The organism is Vreelandella gomseomensis (assembly GCF_031451645.1).
GTDB classification, from domain to species: domain Bacteria; phylum Pseudomonadota; class Gammaproteobacteria; order Pseudomonadales; family Halomonadaceae; genus Vreelandella; species Vreelandella gomseomensis.
Map to the genome: position 1 here is coordinate 73454 of NZ_JARWAI010000005.1, position 17768 is coordinate 91221.

Consider the following 17768-nt stretch of genomic DNA (forward strand, 5'->3'; position numbering starts at 1 on the left):
TTCAATGCGGTCGAGAAGGCGTATAATGCGCCTCTCACCGCACCTGGGTGCGCCATGCGTTGAGGGTTCCCTAACCCCTCGTCAACATAAAAAGGCCAGCCGCATGTTTGTTTTAAGCGATGCTCAGCACCGCCGTTGTCTCACCGTCATGGTGGCGTTTCATATCGGCATCATTGCTGCCAGCAACTACCTCGTTCAGCTCCCGTTTACCCTGTTTGGTTTCCATACTACCTGGGGCGCCTTCAGCTTTCCGTTCATCTTCTTGGCCACCGACCTGACCGTCCGGCTGTTTGGCAAGGAGCCCGCGCGTGCCATCGTGCTGCGGGTAATGCTGCCCGCGCTGGTGGTTTCCTACGTCGTGTCGGTGGTCTTTCCTCAGGGACGCTATGCCGGGCTCGAAGCGCTCGGCGAGGGCAATCTGTTTGTCGCGCGGATTGCGCTGGCGAGCTTTCTGGCCTACGTCATTGGTCAGTTACTCGATGTCCAGGTGTTCGACCGCTTGCGCCAATGGGTCTGGTGGGTCGCGCCGGTATTTTCCACGGTGCTGGGCAACCTGGCGGATACTTTTGCGTTTTTCTCGGTGGCGTTCTATCAAAGCCCGGATCCGTTCATGGCCACCCACTGGGTGGAAATCGCCGCCGTTGATTATGCCATCAAGCTGGCCATCAGCCTGATGTTTTTCCTGCCGCTTTATGGCTTGCTGCTAGCCTGGTTGACGCGTCGACTGGTGGTCTGGACGGATCAGTCCGACGCTGAACCGCGGACCGCCTAATTCCCCACTTTGAGTGACGAGGAGACCAGATGACAGATCCCGCACCGGTCGAATTGCAGTACCTGGACCAGCCATCGGATGAGCACCCCGACGCCATTCCCCTGGTGGTGATCCATGGGCTGCTGGGTAGCGCCGACAACTGGCGCTCCCATCTTAAAGTGTGGCAAACCTCGCGCCGGGTGATCGCCATCGATTTGCGCAATCATGGCCGCTCGCCCCATGCCGAAGGCATGAGTTACGCGCAAATGAGTGCTGACGTGCTTGCGCTGATGGACAAGCTATCGCTTTCCCGTGTCCACCTACTGGGACACTCCATGGGCGGGAAGGTGGCGATCAGCCTGGCCCGGCAAAACCCCGAGCGGGTGGCGTCACTGGTGGTGGCCGATATTGCCCCGGTAGCCTACGAGCACGGCCACGATGACGTGTTTGCGGCTCTTGCGCGGGTGAAGGAAGGCCAACCGGCTAACCGCCGTGAAGCCGATGACCTGCTGGCGGAACATGTCGATTCGCGGCCGACCCGGCTGTTTCTCGCCACCAACCTGGTGCGCAGCGAGCAGGGCGGTCTGACGTTACGTGTCGGGCTGGATCAGATCCGTAACGACTACGACGCGATCATCGGTCTGCCGTCGGGGGACGCTGCGTACCAGGGGCCCACGCTGGTATTACGCGGTGATGAATCGCCCTACGTCAGCGATGCGATGCTACCGACGCTGCGCGAGATACTGCCCAGCGCGCGCGTGGTGACGTTAAAACAGGCCGGTCACTGGCTGCACGCCGACCAGCCCGCTGCCTTTCAGCAGTCGGTGGATGTGTTCCTCAGCGCGCAACGTACCTGACAACTCAGTCGAGGGGCGTTATCGACAGACCGTGAGCGTCCGGATCGCGCAAAAAGCGTTGCAGGATGCGATAGCTGTCGATATCGAAGCTCGTCGCTGTTGGATCAAGGCGTTGCGCTTCATCAAGCGTTGCGGCACTGCCCTGATAGCACCATTGATGCACCACATGCCAGGCGACTTTTTCGCCGGTTTTTGATGCTTCCCGGATGGCAATACGCCCCGGCCACGGCCAAGTGTTCACCTGCTGCGGATGCAACGCCGCCTGTGCTCGCCGGGTATGTTCGGACAGCGTTTCATTCCCCCAGCAAGCGCCACGACACTTGCCTACCTGACTGCTGAAACAGCGGCCCTTGCCGTTTTCAAGGCCTAGTACCCGAGGGCAAAGCTGGTGCGTCTCGGCCAGCGTGCGTAGCGCCTGCCTGGCATCCCGGGCATTGCGAAACAGCCCGTAGAAAGCGCCTGACGCTGGCTGATCGAGGGCGGCACCACTCAGCAGTTCGGGCTTTGTGCCGTCATCCGGCCAGTGCCAGGTCGTCAGCTTGCGCTGCTTGCGCAACTGGCGATTCATGATCGGCAGCAACGTCTTTACCAACTGTGCTTCCCGCAGCTGGGCGCCCAGGTCGCCTGCGGTTTCTTCCCATTCAACGTGCTGTATCTGCTCGGTCAGGCGCATTTCCCTGTCATCCTGGCGGGCGCGCTGGAAATGGTCACGCACCCGGTCGCGCAGCCGGACGCTTTTGCCCACGTAAAGGGGCAGCCGGTTATGACCGTAAAAGAGATAAACGCCAGGCCCCGTCGGCAGCTGGTTGAGTATGTTGTTATCGAGATGGCTGGGCAGCTGGCCACGTTTGCGCTCTTCATCCAGCAGGGTTTGCCACACGTTGGCGGTAAACCGCTGCTGCCAGGTCTGCCAGACCTGCCACAGCGCGGCCACGTCGTGCTCGGCGCGGTGCAGGCCCGGCGTTTCGATCTGGTAGCGATCCAGCAGGGCGCCCAGATGATGGTGCTGCGCACCGGGCTCGATGCGTCGCGATAAACGCAGCGTACACAGCTGGGAGGGACGGTAATCGATACCACAGCGCTGAAATTCATGACGCAGAAAGCTTTCGTCGAAGCGCGCGTTATGGGCGACAAGAACCGCATCGCCAAGCCAGGCGTGAAGCGACTCGGCCATCTCCGCGAAAGGCGGCGCTTCGCGCACCATGTCGTCATCGATGCCGGTCAATTGGGTCACGGGAAAGGGGATACGGCACTCAGGGTAAATCAGGCTCGACCAGCGATCGGTGGGCCGACCCTCAACGATCTTGATCGCGGCGACTTCGGTAATCCGGTCCCGCGTTGCGCGTGTTCCCGTGGTTTCGACATCCATGATGACGTACGTCGTCTGACTCATGCAGTGGCCTTGCTACAGAGCATGGGGATCAACGGCCAGACGCGAGACCGGTAACACCGCCTTGCTGATTCCTTGCTTGAGTAGAAATTCCTCAAAGGCCTGATAGCGGCGATGATCCACTGCGCCAGGTGACAACGCAATTCGCCTGAGCAAATCCGGCCAGTTGGCCTTGTTGATGGGGTTGTCGAGTACCGGCTCGGCGCTGACCATGAGCTCCCACGCCGCATCGGGGTTTTCCAGCATCCAGTGATGCGCCTCTTCCAGCGCAGCCACCACGTGCACCCAGGTGCTGGCACGGCGTGCCGCCCCATCCCGGTTGGCAAGTAGCACCAGGCCATCGTAACGGGGAATGCCCAGCGTCTCATGGCGAATTACCTGAGTCTTGATCCCTTCGCTGGCCATCCGTTCGGGAAATGAACGAAAGGGAGCATCGACCACCGCGTCGACCTGATCCTCAGCGAAGCCTCGCCGGGTATCAAAATTGAGATTGACCGGGGGAGCCACATTGCCTGCTTGCGTCAGTGACTCAGGTATCAGGTAAGGAATAAATACCTCGCGGCCCTCGCGGGTCGAATAGCCATAGCGCAGTCTTGCCAGCTTGTCATGAGCAGGTTCTTCCTGTTCGCCCTTAATGACTAGCGCGGTCAATGGGGTTTCGATCAGTGTCGCGATGCGCACGATAGGGGCGCCATCGTGTACATAAAGGTGCAGCGTCGGCTGGCGACTCAGGGCAAAGTCGATTTCATCTGCCGCGAGCAACTTCACCGCCACGCTGGGTTCTGCCGGCGTCTGGAACTCGACCTGTATTTCCTGGGCAGCAAACAGACCGCGTTGCTGTGCGATGATCAAGCCCGCGTGCTGCGGACTCAAAAACCAGTCCAGCATGATACTGATCTGCTGAAGCGGCGGTGGCTCAAGAGGCGGCGGAGGGGTCACGGCAGTGGTAGGCGCTTCCTGTTCGGGCGCTTCCGATTCTGCATCCGAGGCCCACCAGGCAGGAGGCACCATCACCTCGCTGTTCAGTTCCAGCGGGTCGGCGCTGGTATTTTCCTGTGCCGCCGACTCATTTGCATAGGCCATTGATGTTACAAATAATAATGCAACCATTACCAGCAATGAAAAATACCGAGCGCGGCACAAACAAGTCAGCATCGTCAATAACTCCCCGTATACAGACATCGAAGTGTATCTGGCACGCAAAGCATCTGACTAGCCTTCTGTTGCGACTTGTGCACGGCCATAACGCAGTAAATTCAACGGTGCCATGCAATAATGGAAACGCTTTGAGAAGAGACGGAGAGACATGGACGCAATCTATACGTTTTTTTTGATCGGCGGTTCGTTGATGGCGCTCAGCATTCTGGGGAGTCGCCTGTCCGCCATGATGGGCGTGCCACTTCTTCTTATCTTCCTGGGGCTGGGAATGGTGGCCGGCGAAGAAGGGCTGCTGGGACTCGAGTTCGACGACTACTTCATGGCCTTCACGATCGGCCATCTCGCCCTGGCGATGATCCTGCTCGATGGCGGTCTTCGCACACGCCTCAAAACCTTCCGCGTCGGTTTCAGGCCGGCGCTTTCGCTTTCCACCTTCGGGGTGTTCATTACCAGCGCCATTGTCGGCGGCATCGCGATGCTGGTGTTCGACTTAACCCTGGTGGAAGGCTTGCTGGTCGGTGCCATTGTGGGCTCTACCGATGCGGCAGCGGTGTTTTCGATGCTCAGCGGGCGTGGTGTCAACCTCAACGAGCGGGTGGGGGCGACGCTAGAAATCGAGTCGGGTACCAACGATCCGATGGCCATTTTCCTGACCTTGATGCTGGTCGATATTCTGGTCGGCGATATTGGCGGCCCGCTCGAGACGCTGTTGTTTTTCCTCAGCCAGTTCGGTATAGGCCTGGTAGTCGGTATCGGCGGGGGCTGGCTGAGCGGCAAGCTGCTGCGCTGGCTAGACCTGGCGCCGGGGTTGTACGCCATGCTGGCCCTTGCGCTGGGCTTCAGCGTGTTCGGCCTGACCAGCGTGCTGGGCGGCAGCGGCTTCCTCGCCATCTACCTGGCGGGCCTGATGATCGGCAATCAACCCGGGCGTCACCTCAACTTTATATTGCCGGTACACGATGGCCTGGCATGGCTCAGCCAGATCGGGCTCTTCCTGGTGCTGGGGCTTCTGGTTACCCCCAGTGAACTCTGGGAAGTGGCGCTGCCCGCAGGGCTAGTGGCACTTGCGCTGATCTTTATCGCCCGGCCATTGGCCGTGCTGATTACCATCAAGCCGTTTTTCAAGTTTCGCTGGCGGGAAACCTGGTTCATTGCCTGGGTGGGGCTGCGCGGGGCAGTGCCGATCGTACTGGCCATTTTTCCGCTGATTGGCGGGGTAGAGGACGCGTCGCTTTATTTCAACGTGGCCTTCGCGGTGGTGCTGATGTCGCTGCTCATCCAGGGCGGTTCACTCACCCTGATGGCTCGGTGGCTCAAGGTTGAGGTGCCAGCAGGTACGACACCCGACCGGCGCGGGCCGCTCGGTATACTGCCCGAAAACGACTACGAGATGTTCGTCTACTCGGTTGAAAACAAGGATCTGGAGGACGTGCCGATCCGTCTGCTGCGGTTTCCATCCGGGGCGCTGATTTCCGCGCTGTTCCGCGAACACGCCATGCTGCACCCCAAAGGCAGCACGCGCCTCAAGCTTGGCGATGTGATCTGCGTCATTGGTCGCTCGGAAGACCTCAACGCGCTCAACCGGTTATTCAACGGCGATTCCAAGCTCAAGCGGGAACGGGCCTTCTTTGGTACCTTTACGCTTGATGGCAGTGCGCAGATGCAAGATATTGCCCAGGCCTACGGCTTGACCTTGAGCCCTGGCGAAAAGGAAATGACCCTGGCCGATTTCGTGTCGCTACGGGTAGGCGGGCACCCTGTGGTGGGTGACGACGTTGATTGGCACGGCATCCACTGGGTGGTCAGTAATATGGAAGGCGGCAAGATTACACGCGTCGGGCTAAGATTATACTAAAGGCGTTGACTTCCAAGGAAAAGCTGGTAGTATATGCATCCGTAAGCCGGAGGGATGGCAGAGCGGTTGAATGCACCGGTCTTGAAAACCGGCAAAGGTTAATAGCCTTTCCAGGGTTCGAATCCCTGTCCCTCCGCCACCTCAATAAAAAAGCCCCTGATTCGTCAGGGGCTTTTTTATTGTCTGGGAGTTAATTTATCCAATAATCGCCAGTCGATCTTTCCGGCGGTTGTGTTAAAAACGCCAGCATATAAAAACCACTGATGCATCATTAAGACCATAGCTCAACGCTACGTTCGCCAGCGAACGATGAGGGCTCGCACTAATGACCATACTGTCGGTGAGCGTGGCAAAGGAAATGCCTGAACAGGGACGTTGCGCTATGCGCTGCAAGGACTGCAGCGCCCCTTTCTGATAGTAGACCGCTGGTTTAATAATATCTCGTTATTCGCTTCGCGTTTTGTTCCGGGCGTTGAAGACCCGCTGTTCTCAATGATTCGCCTGACAGTTGTCGACTGTATGAGCCATCGACTTTTATTACGTATTGGCCAGCGCGCTGGAAGTAAGCGGCGTCGCCAATTTTACCCTCTAAACGACATACATATTCAGCAGTCCCTCGATTCCTCTGCAAGGAAACCGTTATGAAATCCGTCTTTGTCCTGATACTGGGAACGATTGCCCTGTTGCTGGCCATCACCACTCAGGATTTCCTCATTGCAAGATTTCTTCTGTCTGCAGTCGGCATCGCATTGTATGCGGTGGCGCTGAGTCCCGGGTCTGCGCGGGGGAGGTGAAGGTACCCTGGCACCGCTAGCTGAGAAAGCCAACCCGGAACACATTCAGCGCTCGACGCCGGTGAATCAAACCGCGTTCAGGGTCAGGGCTGCTTACAGCGAAACACGAGTGTCACTGGCACCTTGGCGTGATAGGCGAACAACTCCTATGGTGTCGGAAGACTTGGAGATGTAGCCACGTAAGCACTTGCGAGTTTAACTTAAAAGCTTTCCCACTCCGGTTGAGACTGCGTCATAGATTGAGAAGGGCTTTGCGGCTTGGATAAGCGTGCTGAAGCTGGCGTTGATACGGGCTGTGCCTGTTGTCGATTTTGACCAGCATCGGGCAGCTTGAAGACTTCCATCGCTTCTAGCAGACGCTTGGCATTTAATTGTAGGTTTCCCGCCGATTCCGCGCTTTCGTGTACCAGGCTGGCATTTTGCTGGGTCACCTGATCCATCTCAGTCACCGCCTGACCGACTTCTTGCACGCCCGCGCTCTGCTCAGCGCTGGCGTGGCTAATTTCCTTCATAATGTTGGTAACGCTTGAAATAGCGGCAACAATGTCTTCGGTTGATTTACTTGCTTCTTCAGCACGCTCGTTGCCGTGATTGACACGCTCTAAGTTACTGGAAATTAGTTTATTAATCTCGCTTGCCGCATCGGCGCTTCGTTGGGCCAGCTTACGCACCTCTTCAGCTACCACCGCAAAGCCTCAGCCGTGTTCGCCAGCGCGAGCAGCCTCAACAGAGGCATTAAGCGCTAGAATATTAGTTTGGAAAGCAATGGAATCAATGGTTGATATGATGCCGGAAATTTCTTTCGAACTAGTGTTGAGATCGTTCATTGTGGCGACGACTTGATGAACTGCTTCACCGCCCTGAGTGGCCGTTTTAGATGCCCGTGAAGCTTCCTGGCTGGCCTGCTCGGAGTTTTCTGCGTTGAGTTTAACCGTGCTGTTAAGCTCTTCCATTGCCGAAGCAGTTTCGGCAAGCGCGCTGGCTTGTTGCTCAGTGCGCGAAGAGAGGTCGTTATTGCCTTCAACGATTTGCTCGCTGTTGCTGGCAACAGCATCGGCCGATGCGCGCACTTTTGCGACGATGTCCTGTAACTGGCAAGCCATGGCCACCTGCGACGCCATGATACTTTGGGTATCGCCCTTTTTGAGGCGTCCCTGAATGGCTAGCTCTCCACGGCCGATGGCCTCGGCAAAGGCTTTGACTTCGTAGGGCTCGGCGCCTAGCTCCCTCAGTAGTTGGCGGGTTAACCAGTAGGCGATGCCACCCCCAAGGAGCAGGGCGAAGAGCGTGAGTCCCAGCATTTGCATCTGGAAACCTGACGCCGTGTCACGTGCGTCAGCGGTGGTCACATCATTCAATTGCTCCTGAAGGCCAATGAATTGATTGATGCGATTGAGCCACTCGGCGTAGGCAGGGCCCGCTTGTTCACGGAGCAAGGTTTCAGCATCGTCCAATCGACCCGCTTGGCGGTCACTAATCACTTGCTGTGTTAGTGATAGAGCCGTTGCGGCCTGGTCGTCGATGTTGGCAAGTAGGGTCTGCTCATCTTGGCCGGACGAGTATTCCTCAGCCACCTGGTGCTCACCTTCGGACGCAACCGTATAATCACTTTCCAGACGATCCATCTCTGCAAGTAAGCTGCCCAACCGATCCTCGTTTTGGGTAAGCACAATATCGCGCAGGGCGATGGCGCGATCATGCACGCTACCGCGCATATTTACCGCAAAACCCAGCTTGCTGCCGTTCACGTCATTAATCATGGTTAAATCACGGTCAATTTGATTCACCTGATAAATCCCGACCACGACCAGACCCACTAGCAGAGTGAGCAGGGTGGAAAAGCCAATCGCCAATCGAGTACTAATTTTCGCATTGGCCTTGAATGAAGATGCCACTATGTTTTCCTTAAGCGCCATGTCAGGCGCTTTATCGTTTGGTGTGTCAATGCCGTTTTAAGCAGTACTCATGTACTAGACTGGCATGCCACATATATTGAGGGTATGCCGAGGGTACTGATTTACAGGCTGGTTGCTATGCTGAAGTGTCTGGTTGCCATATCACTGCGGGGCGAGGCCTCTAAGGCCACGTCTCTAAAAAATGTAGTGCTTGGTAGGCATCAACTGGACGGCTGAACAGGTAGCCTTGGAGAACATCGCAGCCAAGCATGTAAAGTAGCTTTTGTTGTTCCTGGTATTCGACGCCTTCGCCTACCACCGTCAGGCCGAGGCCGTGAGCAATCCGAATAATGCCGCTCACCAAGTTTATGGCTTTTTCATCATGAGGCAGATCATCGATAAAGCTCTTGTCGATTTTAAGCATGTCAACCGGCAGGCGTTTGAGATAATTCAGCGAAGAATAGCCAGTACCAAAATCGTCCAATGCCAGAGAAATGCCGCGCTCTCGCAGCTTTTCCATGGTCAAAATAGCCTGATCGATATCGGTCAGCAGGCTCTCTTCAGTAAGCTCTAGCGTCAATCGCTCTGGAGGCAAGCTGTGCTCATCAAGCGTATGAAGAATCTGATCAACAAAATTGGGTTGATAAAACTGGTTAGCGGGAATGTTGATCCCGATTTTAAACGGAGGGTCGCTAGGCTTGATGGGCCAATGAAACGCTTTTTCACATACACACCCAAGCGACCACTCGGTAAGTAATCGTGACAGCCGAGCATTTTTTTCGGCAATGGGAACAAACTCGCCAGGGCTGATGATACCCAGCTCGCTGTCTTGCCAGCGTGCTAGTGCTTCAAAACCTGTGACCTTGCTGCCGTCGGCAAGCACCAGCGGCTGATAGTGTTGATACAGCTGGTTAGCAGAAAGCGCCGCGTCCAGGCGCTGCTCGACCTTGTGCCGGCGTAACGCGCTTTCTTCTGTACGCTGAGTGAAGACATGAATGCTGTCGTAGGTCTTGGGGGCTTTCAGAGCCGTTCTAGCCCTCTCCAGCAAGTCATCAGGGTTGACCCCGTCATCGGGCGACACGCTCACCCCGACATCAATGTTCGGATTAATAGTGTGACCATGAAGATCGATGGGAGCATTCAGCTTGTTGATGACGGGCTTGATGACGCCAAAGAGGTCGCGCAATGAGAAGATGGAAACCACCGCGCCAAAGCGATCAATATCGATATTGCCAGCGGTCAGAATACCGACGTCAGGGGCTGTAAGTCGCTCGGCGAGGCATTTGAGAATCGCGTTGCGGTATCGACGTCCATGTAGGCGACTAATTTCATCGAGGTTGTTCACTCGAAGATGCAAGACCACCAGGTGGTATGACTCTGTCTCAGCAAGCTGGACGAGATTGTCCAGAGTTTCTCCCAGGAGGGTCTCATCGGGAAGCCCCGTCCGTGTATCCCGCTGGTGGACACGGCTGGCACGATGTCGCATATCAAGAAGTTGCGAATTGAGGTTGAGCTGCTCTTCAACAATATTGCCAAACGCTTTCAGCCAAGATCGCTCGACCTCGTTGAGCGATCTTGGTGCCGTATCGCTTATGCAGAGGGTGCCAATAGCATTATGGCAAGGATCTCGCAACACGATCCCCGCGTAGAAACGATTACAGGAACATGAAATCAAGCTTTGGCAGGTATCGAGCAGATCAATTTCCTGCGTGTCGGACACCTCAAAATAATCTTGCTCTAAATCTTTTGTCCCGCAGGGGCATTCATATGGGAGTTCCATGCCGTCCAGCCCGACGGACGATACTATTCGCTGGCTTCCATCATCGAATAACGAGATGAAAACGATGGAAGTGTTGAAGACCTGTGAAACCAGGCGGATGTAACAGTCGAAATGTGCAGCGGGAGCAGCCTTCTGGGTCGAGCACGAGCGAGACGCGGCGAGCTGGGTCGTGTCCTCTTGCAAAGGGTCCAGAGGATGACGGTCTTCTTCCATAAGGCGTGCCTGATAATGTTGAGCACGTAAAAAACAGCTGGAAGGGCGTCGCCAGTCGTGTTTTAAACAATGTGGAATGATCTAATCATTTCTGCTGATATCTTTCAAACAACGTCTAGTGGTTTCTTTGTATATGCTAGCTCATGGCGGCGCGTAAAATCATGCTGGCGTTAACATAAGCGATGATCATTCTCATTAAAAAGTCCTAAGATACCCGTTGACAAAGAGCCGCGCCCACCATTGACCGAATATACCGATACACAGGCATTAGCAGAGGTGCGCGAAGTGGATCCACAAGACGTTTCCGGCTCAACGATAAGGGTGCTGGTCATCAATGAAAGCGGCTTCATCCGCGAGGGGCTTTGCAGGGTCATCGAGCGTTTCTGGAGAGTCGAGGTCGTTGGAGGCACCTGTTTCGCTCATGACCTGATAGAGATCGCGGAAGATCTGCGGGTCGATGTTGCTCTGATCGACTCACAATACCCCAGCCAAACGGGGTTTCATGCCGCTCGAAGCCTTCACGAAAGTGGTGTTGAGGTAAGGGTCGTCATCTTATCGGTGAACCCCAGTTTGGCGGATGTAAGGCGAGCGTTCCAGGCGGGAGCAAGCGGTTTCCTGCTGCGGGACGCTGGCATCAGCGACCTTGAATTAGCGCTGTACGCAGCGGCGGAGAGTGAAATATTCCTGTGCCCAACCCTAATTAAACGTCTGCATGATGCCGACGGTTTTCTGAAAGACGTCAACACTTATACCCGTATGCCGCAGAACCGCGATTCGATCGATGATCTGCTTCTCGAGGCACTGCGCTTGGGTATCCTGCATCAAGATTATTGATCAGGGTTTTTACGTATACTGCTTTGTCATTCAGTGAGTTACCTTGCGGCATCGAGTGTGCTTCTGGATTTACGACTTTCCCAGGAACGAAGCGAAGCGCCTAATGACTCCATTGTGCACGATCGGGCCCGTCCTCAAGAGAGAAGGCCGATTTTAGGCTGCACCCTGTCAAAGTTTACAGCATAATCCCATGAAATATAAAGATAACACCATTCAGGTACTGTTGGCGGATGAACATCAGCTGATTCTCTCTGCCATTAGTTCCCTGATCGAAACCTTCGACGGCATGACCGTTATCGCTGAAGTGGTTTCTGAGCGGCATCTCCTGGACGCCGACGGGGTATATAACGATGTCGATGTGGCACTGATTGATGCCATGGTGATTTCTCTGGAGGGTATGTCGTCTTTAAGCCGGATAAGAAACCTGCTCCCCAAAGGTCGCATCGTGGTTCTGTCGGATTACTCCAGCGACTCTTTCATCCGACGACTTTTCGAAGAGGGCGTCGCTGGTTTCCTTCATAAAAATGCAGACGTTGATGCACTCGAAATGGCCATTCAGAAAGCGGCATCGGGGGAGCGTTTTGTGCTTACTCCTATGGAGCCTGAGCCGTTTGTCGCAGCAGCCCCCGCCAAGGAGAGCTCGATCATTCGAGATAATCCCCTTACACCCCGTCAAAGTGAGGTTCTGGAACTGGTGGCCAAAGGCTTCAGAAGCAAGGCCATTGCCGATCAGCTAAATGTCAGTATAAAAACCATCGAAACCCACCGCGCCGATATCATGCACCGTCTGGGGGTTCGGCATACGGCAGGGCTTGTTCACGAAGCTCTTCGGCTTGGCTTGATGGTTTCACCGAACGAAAAAGATGAAGCTGAGTGAGCGAATGCCTTTGTATATCTCCCCAATGCAATGTATTGATATCGTATCCACTTCTTCATGATCATGACTGTTATTAATGCCTTCATTTCACGTTGCGCACGGGCTCTCCGGCGGCCATCTTCAAACGCTGTATAGCCCGCTTCTTCGACCTGCGCTCTCCCTGCCGCGGCAACGCGAGAGGTTGACGCTCCAGGATGGCGACTTTCTGGATCTCGACTGGCTGGGCGAGGCCAATGACGACACGCCATGCGTGATACTGCTGCACGGCCTCACCGGCAGCTCGTCCTCGCGTTATATTCTGGGTCAGCAGCAAGCGTTGACCTTGCAGGGGTGGCAGAGCGTCGCGGTCAATTGGCGTGGCTGTTCTGGCACGCCTAATCGTCTGGCCAGAGGCTATCACTCAGGGGTGAGTGAAGATCTAGCCGAAGTGGTCGACGTGCTGGCCGCACGCCGACCCGCCCAACCCCTGGCGGCCATTGGTTATTCGCTGGGTGGCAATGTGCTGTTGAAATATCTGGGTGAACAGGGCGGTGCTACGCCATTGATGGCGGCTGCTGCGGTATCGGTGCCGTTTCGTCTCGACCACAGCGCCGAACGCATCAGCCAGGGGATGTCGCGACTCTATCAGGCACGCTTCCTGCGTGACCTACGACATTATATGGCCAACAAGCGTCACCAGTTCGCCATTAACGGCGACCCCGACGAGTACACAAAACTGCTTGAATTGGGGGCGCTCAAGGGGATGACAACCCTGTGGGATTTCGATGACCGGGTAACCGCGCCGCTGCATGGCTATGCCAGCGCCAGCGATTACTATCAGCGCTGCAGCAGCCTGTATTTCCTGTTTTCGATTCGTGTGCCGACGCTGATCGTCCAGTCCCAGGACGATCCGTTTGTGTACCCGCACAGTGCCCCTAAGCCCTCGGATTTACCAGACGATGTAACCCTGGAATATCACCCCAAAGGGGGGCATGTGGGCTTCATTGAAGGCGCACCTTGGTCGCCCGGGTACTACCTGGAAAAGCGGCTGCCCGCGTGGCTGTCAGCGTCGCCGTTGACCGCAAAAAATGGAGAACCTGCGCCTAGAGCCTCTCTTCCAGCCAGGCGGTGAACGCTGCCCAAGAGCGTTCGTCGGCACGCTCATGGTAGGCATCGCTTCCAAACACGCTGAAGGCATGGGGCGCGCCGGAATAAATACCGACTTCGTAGGTAACGTCAGCGCTTTCAAGCTCTTCAGCCAGCGTGGCCACATCCTCAAGGCTCACTGACGTGTCGGCTCCACCATGGGCGATCAGGATAGGCGCGGTATCGCTTGAATAAGTCTGGCCGTCGGGCGTCGTCAATCCGCCATGGAAGCTGGTATAGGCGGCAATGCCGTCTGCTTCGCCGGAACGGGCGATTTCCAGCGCGACCGCACCGCCAAAGCAGTAACCCGCAATGACCGTCTGTTCGGCTGCACCTTCTTTCCTGGCTTGCGCCAGGCCACCGAGAGTGAGGGCGCGCATGCGTTCGCGATCTTCATAGAGACGGTGGGTGGCGGCGCGCTTATCCTCAACCGCCTGGGGGCGGTTACCTTCGCCAAACAGGTCAACAGCAAACACATCGTAGCCTACATCGGCCAGCATATCGGCGCGTTCACGCTCGTAATCATCCAATCCGTCCCAATCGTGAACAATCAGCACACTGCCTTTGGCGTCGCCACCACCTGAAACAAAATAACCCAGGAAATCTTCGTCATACACGTTGTACGCAATATCTTGCCCGGCGGGAGAAAACGCCAGCGCCGCCTGGGCGAGGGATAGCATGGCGATAGTGCTGGTGGGGAGCAGAATCTTTTTCATGGTATTGTTGTCCTATAGGGTGTCCAGCAAGCATAGTCACTCTTGATAAACTGATACAGCGTTGCAAGAGTGATACAACGTTGAAATTGTATCAGCGTAGAAGACAAAAGCTTGCGTCTGGAACTCGCTAACGGCATGCTTGTCCACTGTTCGACAGATCATTACGGAGCATGAACACATGAGTTACAACGACTCACATATTGCGCAATCAGCCTCTGGCGGTGTAGCCAATTCGGTTAGCACCAACAAAGTGCTGCGTAACACCTACGCGTTGCTGGCGATGACGCTACTGTTCTCTGCAGCCGCTGCAGGGGCCGCCGTCGCGATGGGCGTTCAGCAAATGAACATCTTCGTGTTCTTCATTGGTGCCTATGGGTTGATGTTCCTGGTCCATAAAACCGCCAATTCAGCGATGGGTCTGCTGGCCACTTTTGCCTTCACAGGCTTTATGGGCTTCACGCTGGGGCCGATACTTTCTGCCTACCTGGCGTTGCCCAACGGCGGCGCGTTGATCATGAATGCCCTGGCAATGACCGGCGTCACCTTCATCGGCCTTTCTGCTGTTGCCTTGATAACCAAGAAAGATTTTGGCTTCCTGGCCAACTTCATGGTGGCCGGTGCGATTGTGCTGGTGCTCGCGATGGTCGCAGGGTTGATCTTTAATATCCCCGCGCTGTCGCTGATGGTGTCAGCTGGCTTTGTACTGTTTTCGTCTGCGGCGATTCTTTATCAAACCAGCGAAATCATTCACCGCCAGGGTGAGACCAACTATATCTTGGCCACCATCACATTGTTTGTGTCCATCTATAACCTGTTCATCAGCTTGCTATCGCTGCTCGGGTTCATGAGCAGCGACTAATGGCTTGATGTGCTGACAAAACGTAATATCGCGGCAGACCCTATTCATTTAGGGTCTGCTTTTTTTATTCTGGGCGTCAGGGCAGGGTCACCAGGCAGGTAACCACTGATCAGCGATAGGTGAGCAAGATGGACTATGGACTATTAGTAATGGGCGCCCCCTATAGCGACCCGGCACCTCATTCGGCGTTGCGGTTTGCCGAGGCAGTGCTGGCAAGAGGGCATCGACTGACAGGCGTTTTCTTTTATCATGACGGCGTGCATAACGCATCGTCGCTTATGACCCCGCCGCAGGACGAGCTCAACCTGCGCAAAGCCTGGAAGGCGCTTAACGAACGCCACGGCGTACCGCTGGATGTATGTATTGCCGCCGCGTTGCGGCGTGGTATCGTCAGCGAGGCCGAAGCAGCGCGTCACGGGCACAGCGCCTATAATCTGGAAGCGCCGTTTGAGCTAACCGGATTAGGGCAGCTGTTAACGCTACAGCAGCGCTGTGACCGCTTGATTACCTTTGCCAGTTGAGGCCGCCCATGCACGCATCCGAAGATTTTCTGGTAATCATCCGCCACGCGCCGCATAACGCCAGCTGGCTCCGCGAAGGCCTGGACGCCGCCCTGGTGGCCGCCGCCTTCGGGCAATCCGTCAGGCTTTTGTTCATGGGCGAGGGCGCACTGGCGCTGTGCAAGGCACAGCAGGCCGGCGCGCCGGGGCAAAAAGCCAGTCTGCCGACAATCGACATGCTTGAGATGTACGATATCGATCAATTGAATGTCCCCGAGCGAACGCTCGACGAGCTGAACATCGGGCTGGAATCGCTGGTGGATGGCGTCTCAACGCTGACCGACGCCCAGGTTAATGCGCTGTTCAGCCAGAACCGTCCGATACTCAACTTCTAGAGAGCCTCATGACCCTGCATATTCTGACAACTGCGCCCAACAGCGACCCCGCCCGGCAGGTCGAACAGGCTCTCAATGCAGGCGATACCCTGCTGCTGATCGAAGCAGCCGTCACCGCCGCACTCGACCCCCAGTTGAACTGCTGGACACAACCTGCGTATACGGTATGGTTGCTTGAGGAAGATCTGGTGGCCCGAGGCCTTGGGAACATTGCCAAGAAGCATCAATTGGCGACCGTCAACATGGACGGGTTTGTCGCCTTGACCGAGCAGCATGAACAGTCGGTCACCTGGTATTGAGCCACCTGTGCCAGTCAAAAAGACCTTGGTGTACCGATCGACATGAACCTATCGTCATGAAAGAAAGGGCTAACCCGTGAATACACCGATGGAAAACGCCGACGTACAGGTACCACTTGATCCGGAAGGGTATCTTGCCGACCTGAATGACTGGTCTGAAGCCGTTGCCGAACAGCTCGCCGATGATGAAGGGGTCGAGCTGACGCCCGACCACTGGGAAATCATCCGCCTGGTGCGAGACTTTTACGCACGCTACGAAATGGCGCCCGCCATGCGCCCCCTCGTCAAAGCCACACAGCAGGCGCTGGGCAGTGAAAAAGGGCGCTCGATTTATTTGATGCAGCTATTTCCAGGCAGTACTGCCAAAGTCGTGGCCCGAGTTGCCGGCCTGCCCAAACCGACCAACTGCCTTTGACGGCGCCAGGCATCGCTGTGGTTTGGCACCATATGCTGTACCCGGGTTATGATGCCACCGCATAAGGTAGGCCAAGCAGTGCTTTCAGATGGGCCTCTACGCCACTGGCCAGCGAGGTAGGGTTGTAGCCGCCCTCAAGTGACGATACCAGCCGGTTATCGGCGTAGAGCGTGGCAATTTCCATTGCCATGTGGGTGATCCAGTAAAAATCCTCGTCGGTCAGGCAGATATCGCCCATGGGGTCGTCGCGGTGAGCGTCAAAGCCCGCGGATATCAGCACCAGGTCAGGCTTGAAGCGGTGCAGCGCCGGCAGCCATTGATTTTCGATCAGGCGGCGGAATTCGGGCCCCTCAGTGCCGACTTCCAGCGGCGTGTTGACCACGTTCTGCCATTCGCTGCGCAAATACCGCCACGGATAGAACGGGTATTGGAAGCTTGTGCATATCAGCACGCTGGGGTCATTCTTGAAGATATCGATGGTGCCATTGCACTGGTGTACGTCAAAATCCAGCACGGCAATCCGCTGGGCACCGTAGCGCTCCTTGGCGTAAGCCGCCCCCACGGCAATGTTGTTGTAGAAGCAAAACCCCATGGCTTCAGCCGCTTCAGCATGATGTCCGGGTGGCCGAATCGCGCAGAATACGTTGTCCGCCTGGCGCTTGAATACCTGATCAATGCCTTTGATAACCGCACCGGCGGCTAGCCGTGCGGCCTTCAGGCTGTCAGGATTCATGAAGGTGTCGTTATCCAGCGGCACAATCCCTTCGTCAGGCAGGCATTTAGTCAGGGCGTTGAGATGCCGCTTGGCGTGAACCCGGCCAAGCGAGGCCTCATCCGCTTCCTTGGCATCGGCCTGCATGGTTTGCTGTAATAGGCCTGACAACGACAGACGCGCGCGAATGGCCTCCAGTCGCTGAGGGTTTTCGGGGTGATCCGGTCCCATGTGATGTAATAAGCAGTCTGGATGGGTAAGGTAGGCAGTGATCATTCAAGCGCTCCAGGATGGGTAGCATCACCTTAATCGCGACACGCTGATGCGCGACAGTGTCCATAAG

General features: G+C 56.0%; 17 protein-coding genes, 1 tRNA gene and 1 pseudogene. 13 read left to right on the forward strand and 6 right to left on the reverse strand.

Features of this window, described 5'->3' with window-relative positions; translation table 11 throughout:
• The first annotated feature begins 103 nt into the window (after positions 1-103).
• Entirely contained in the window at positions 104-772 is a 669-nt protein-coding gene (locus tag QC815_RS07775; protein ID WP_230448121.1) for a 7-cyano-7-deazaguanine/7-aminomethyl-7-deazaguanine transporter, read from the forward strand.
• Between the two features lie 29 nt (positions 773-801).
• Positions 802-1608, forward strand: coding sequence for an alpha/beta fold hydrolase (locus QC815_RS07780; RefSeq protein WP_230448120.1), 807 nt, complete (start codon positions 802-804; stop codon positions 1606-1608).
• A 4-nt stretch (positions 1609-1612) separates the two neighbouring features.
• Here QC815_RS07780 and QC815_RS07785 read toward each other — a convergent pair whose 3' ends face one another.
• The gene (locus tag QC815_RS07785) at positions 1613-3001 is read right to left on the reverse strand and encodes a 3'-5' exonuclease family protein (RefSeq protein WP_309767938.1); all 1389 of its coding nucleotides are present in this window, start codon (positions 2999-3001) and stop codon (positions 1613-1615) included.
• Between the two features lie 12 nt (positions 3002-3013).
• Positions 3014-4081, reverse strand: coding sequence for an ABC transporter substrate-binding protein (locus tag QC815_RS07790; protein ID WP_230448118.1), 1068 nt, complete (start codon positions 4079-4081; stop codon positions 3014-3016).
• A 223-nt stretch (positions 4082-4304) separates the two neighbouring features.
• Here QC815_RS07790 and QC815_RS07795 point away from each other — a divergent pair, with 223 nt between their 5' ends.
• The 3 genes from QC815_RS07795 to QC815_RS07805 all read left to right on the forward strand — a co-directional run bounded on the left by QC815_RS07795 (position 4305) and on the right by QC815_RS07805 (position 6805).
• Entirely contained in the window at positions 4305-6011 is a 1707-nt protein-coding gene (locus tag QC815_RS07795; protein ID WP_230448117.1) for a potassium/proton antiporter, read from the forward strand.
• A 48-nt stretch (positions 6012-6059) separates the two neighbouring features.
• Positions 6060-6150, forward strand: a tRNA-Ser gene (locus QC815_RS07800).
• 502 nt (positions 6151-6652) lie between these two features.
• Positions 6653-6805: a hypothetical protein gene (locus QC815_RS07805; RefSeq protein ID WP_230448116.1), complete on the forward strand. Its 153-nt coding sequence runs from the start codon at positions 6653-6655 to the stop codon at positions 6803-6805.
• Between the two features lie 200 nt (positions 6806-7005).
• Here QC815_RS07805 and QC815_RS07810 read toward each other — a convergent pair.
• Both QC815_RS07810 and QC815_RS07815 read right to left on the reverse strand, forming a co-directional pair.
• Positions 7006-8721: pseudogene (locus tag QC815_RS07810) on the reverse strand (methyl-accepting chemotaxis protein).
• 160 nt (positions 8722-8881) lie between these two features.
• The gene (locus tag QC815_RS07815; RefSeq protein ID WP_230448114.1) at positions 8882-10693 is read right to left on the reverse strand and encodes a putative bifunctional diguanylate cyclase/phosphodiesterase; all 1812 of its coding nucleotides are present in this window, start codon (positions 10691-10693) and stop codon (positions 8882-8884) included.
• 240 nt (positions 10694-10933) lie between these two features.
• On the opposite strand from QC815_RS07815, the gene QC815_RS07820 reads away from it, so the two are divergent.
• The 3 genes from QC815_RS07820 (at position 10934) to QC815_RS07830 (ending at position 13515) form a co-directional block, all read left to right on the forward strand.
• Entirely contained in the window at positions 10934-11527 is a 594-nt protein-coding gene (locus QC815_RS07820; protein WP_230448113.1) for a response regulator, read from the forward strand.
• 190 nt (positions 11528-11717) lie between these two features.
• Positions 11718-12404 carry a LuxR C-terminal-related transcriptional regulator gene (locus QC815_RS07825; RefSeq protein ID WP_230448112.1) on the forward strand — a complete coding sequence of 229 codons (687 nt, stop codon included), beginning with the start codon at positions 11718-11720 and terminating at the stop codon, positions 12402-12404.
• A 76-nt stretch (positions 12405-12480) separates the two neighbouring features.
• A complete protein-coding gene (locus QC815_RS07830; RefSeq protein WP_309767943.1) occupies positions 12481-13515 on the forward strand; it encodes a hydrolase in 1035 nt (344 codons plus the stop codon).
• On the opposite strand, the gene QC815_RS07835 is transcribed toward QC815_RS07830, so the two are convergent.
• On the reverse strand, positions 13487-14245 hold the full coding sequence (locus QC815_RS07835) for a dienelactone hydrolase family protein (protein ID WP_309767945.1): 759 nt from the start codon (positions 14243-14245) through the stop codon (positions 13487-13489). The genes QC815_RS07830 and QC815_RS07835 overlap by 29 nt on opposite strands.
• Positions 14246-14423: 178 nt before the next feature.
• Between QC815_RS07835 and QC815_RS07840 the strand changes: the two genes are divergently transcribed.
• The 5 genes from QC815_RS07840 to QC815_RS07860 all read left to right on the forward strand — a co-directional run bounded on the left by QC815_RS07840 (position 14424) and on the right by QC815_RS07860 (position 16713).
• A complete protein-coding gene (locus tag QC815_RS07840; RefSeq protein ID WP_230448109.1) occupies positions 14424-15104 on the forward strand; it encodes a Bax inhibitor-1/YccA family protein in 681 nt (226 codons plus the stop codon).
• A gap of 128 nt (positions 15105-15232) precedes the next feature.
• A complete protein-coding gene (gene tusD / locus QC815_RS07845) occupies positions 15233-15625 on the forward strand; it encodes a sulfurtransferase complex subunit TusD (RefSeq protein ID WP_230448108.1) in 393 nt (130 codons plus the stop codon).
• A gap of 8 nt (positions 15626-15633) precedes the next feature.
• Positions 15634-15999: a DsrE family protein gene (locus QC815_RS07850; protein ID WP_309767947.1), complete on the forward strand. Its 366-nt coding sequence runs from the start codon at positions 15634-15636 to the stop codon at positions 15997-15999.
• Positions 16000-16007: 8 nt separating this feature from the next.
• A complete protein-coding gene (gene tusB, locus QC815_RS07855) occupies positions 16008-16298 on the forward strand; it encodes a sulfurtransferase complex subunit TusB (RefSeq protein WP_309767949.1) in 291 nt (96 codons plus the stop codon).
• An 88-nt stretch (positions 16299-16386) separates the two neighbouring features.
• Complete coding sequence (locus tag QC815_RS07860) at positions 16387-16713, forward strand: TusE/DsrC/DsvC family sulfur relay protein (protein WP_230448183.1); 327 nt, start codon at positions 16387-16389, stop codon at positions 16711-16713.
• 46 nt (positions 16714-16759) lie between these two features.
• Here QC815_RS07860 and QC815_RS07865 read toward each other — a convergent pair whose 3' ends face one another.
• Positions 16760-17701, reverse strand: a complete 942-nt coding sequence (locus QC815_RS07865; protein ID WP_230448105.1) for a histone deacetylase family protein — start codon at positions 17699-17701, stop codon at positions 16760-16762.
• Between the last annotated feature and the right edge of the window lie 67 nt (positions 17702-17768).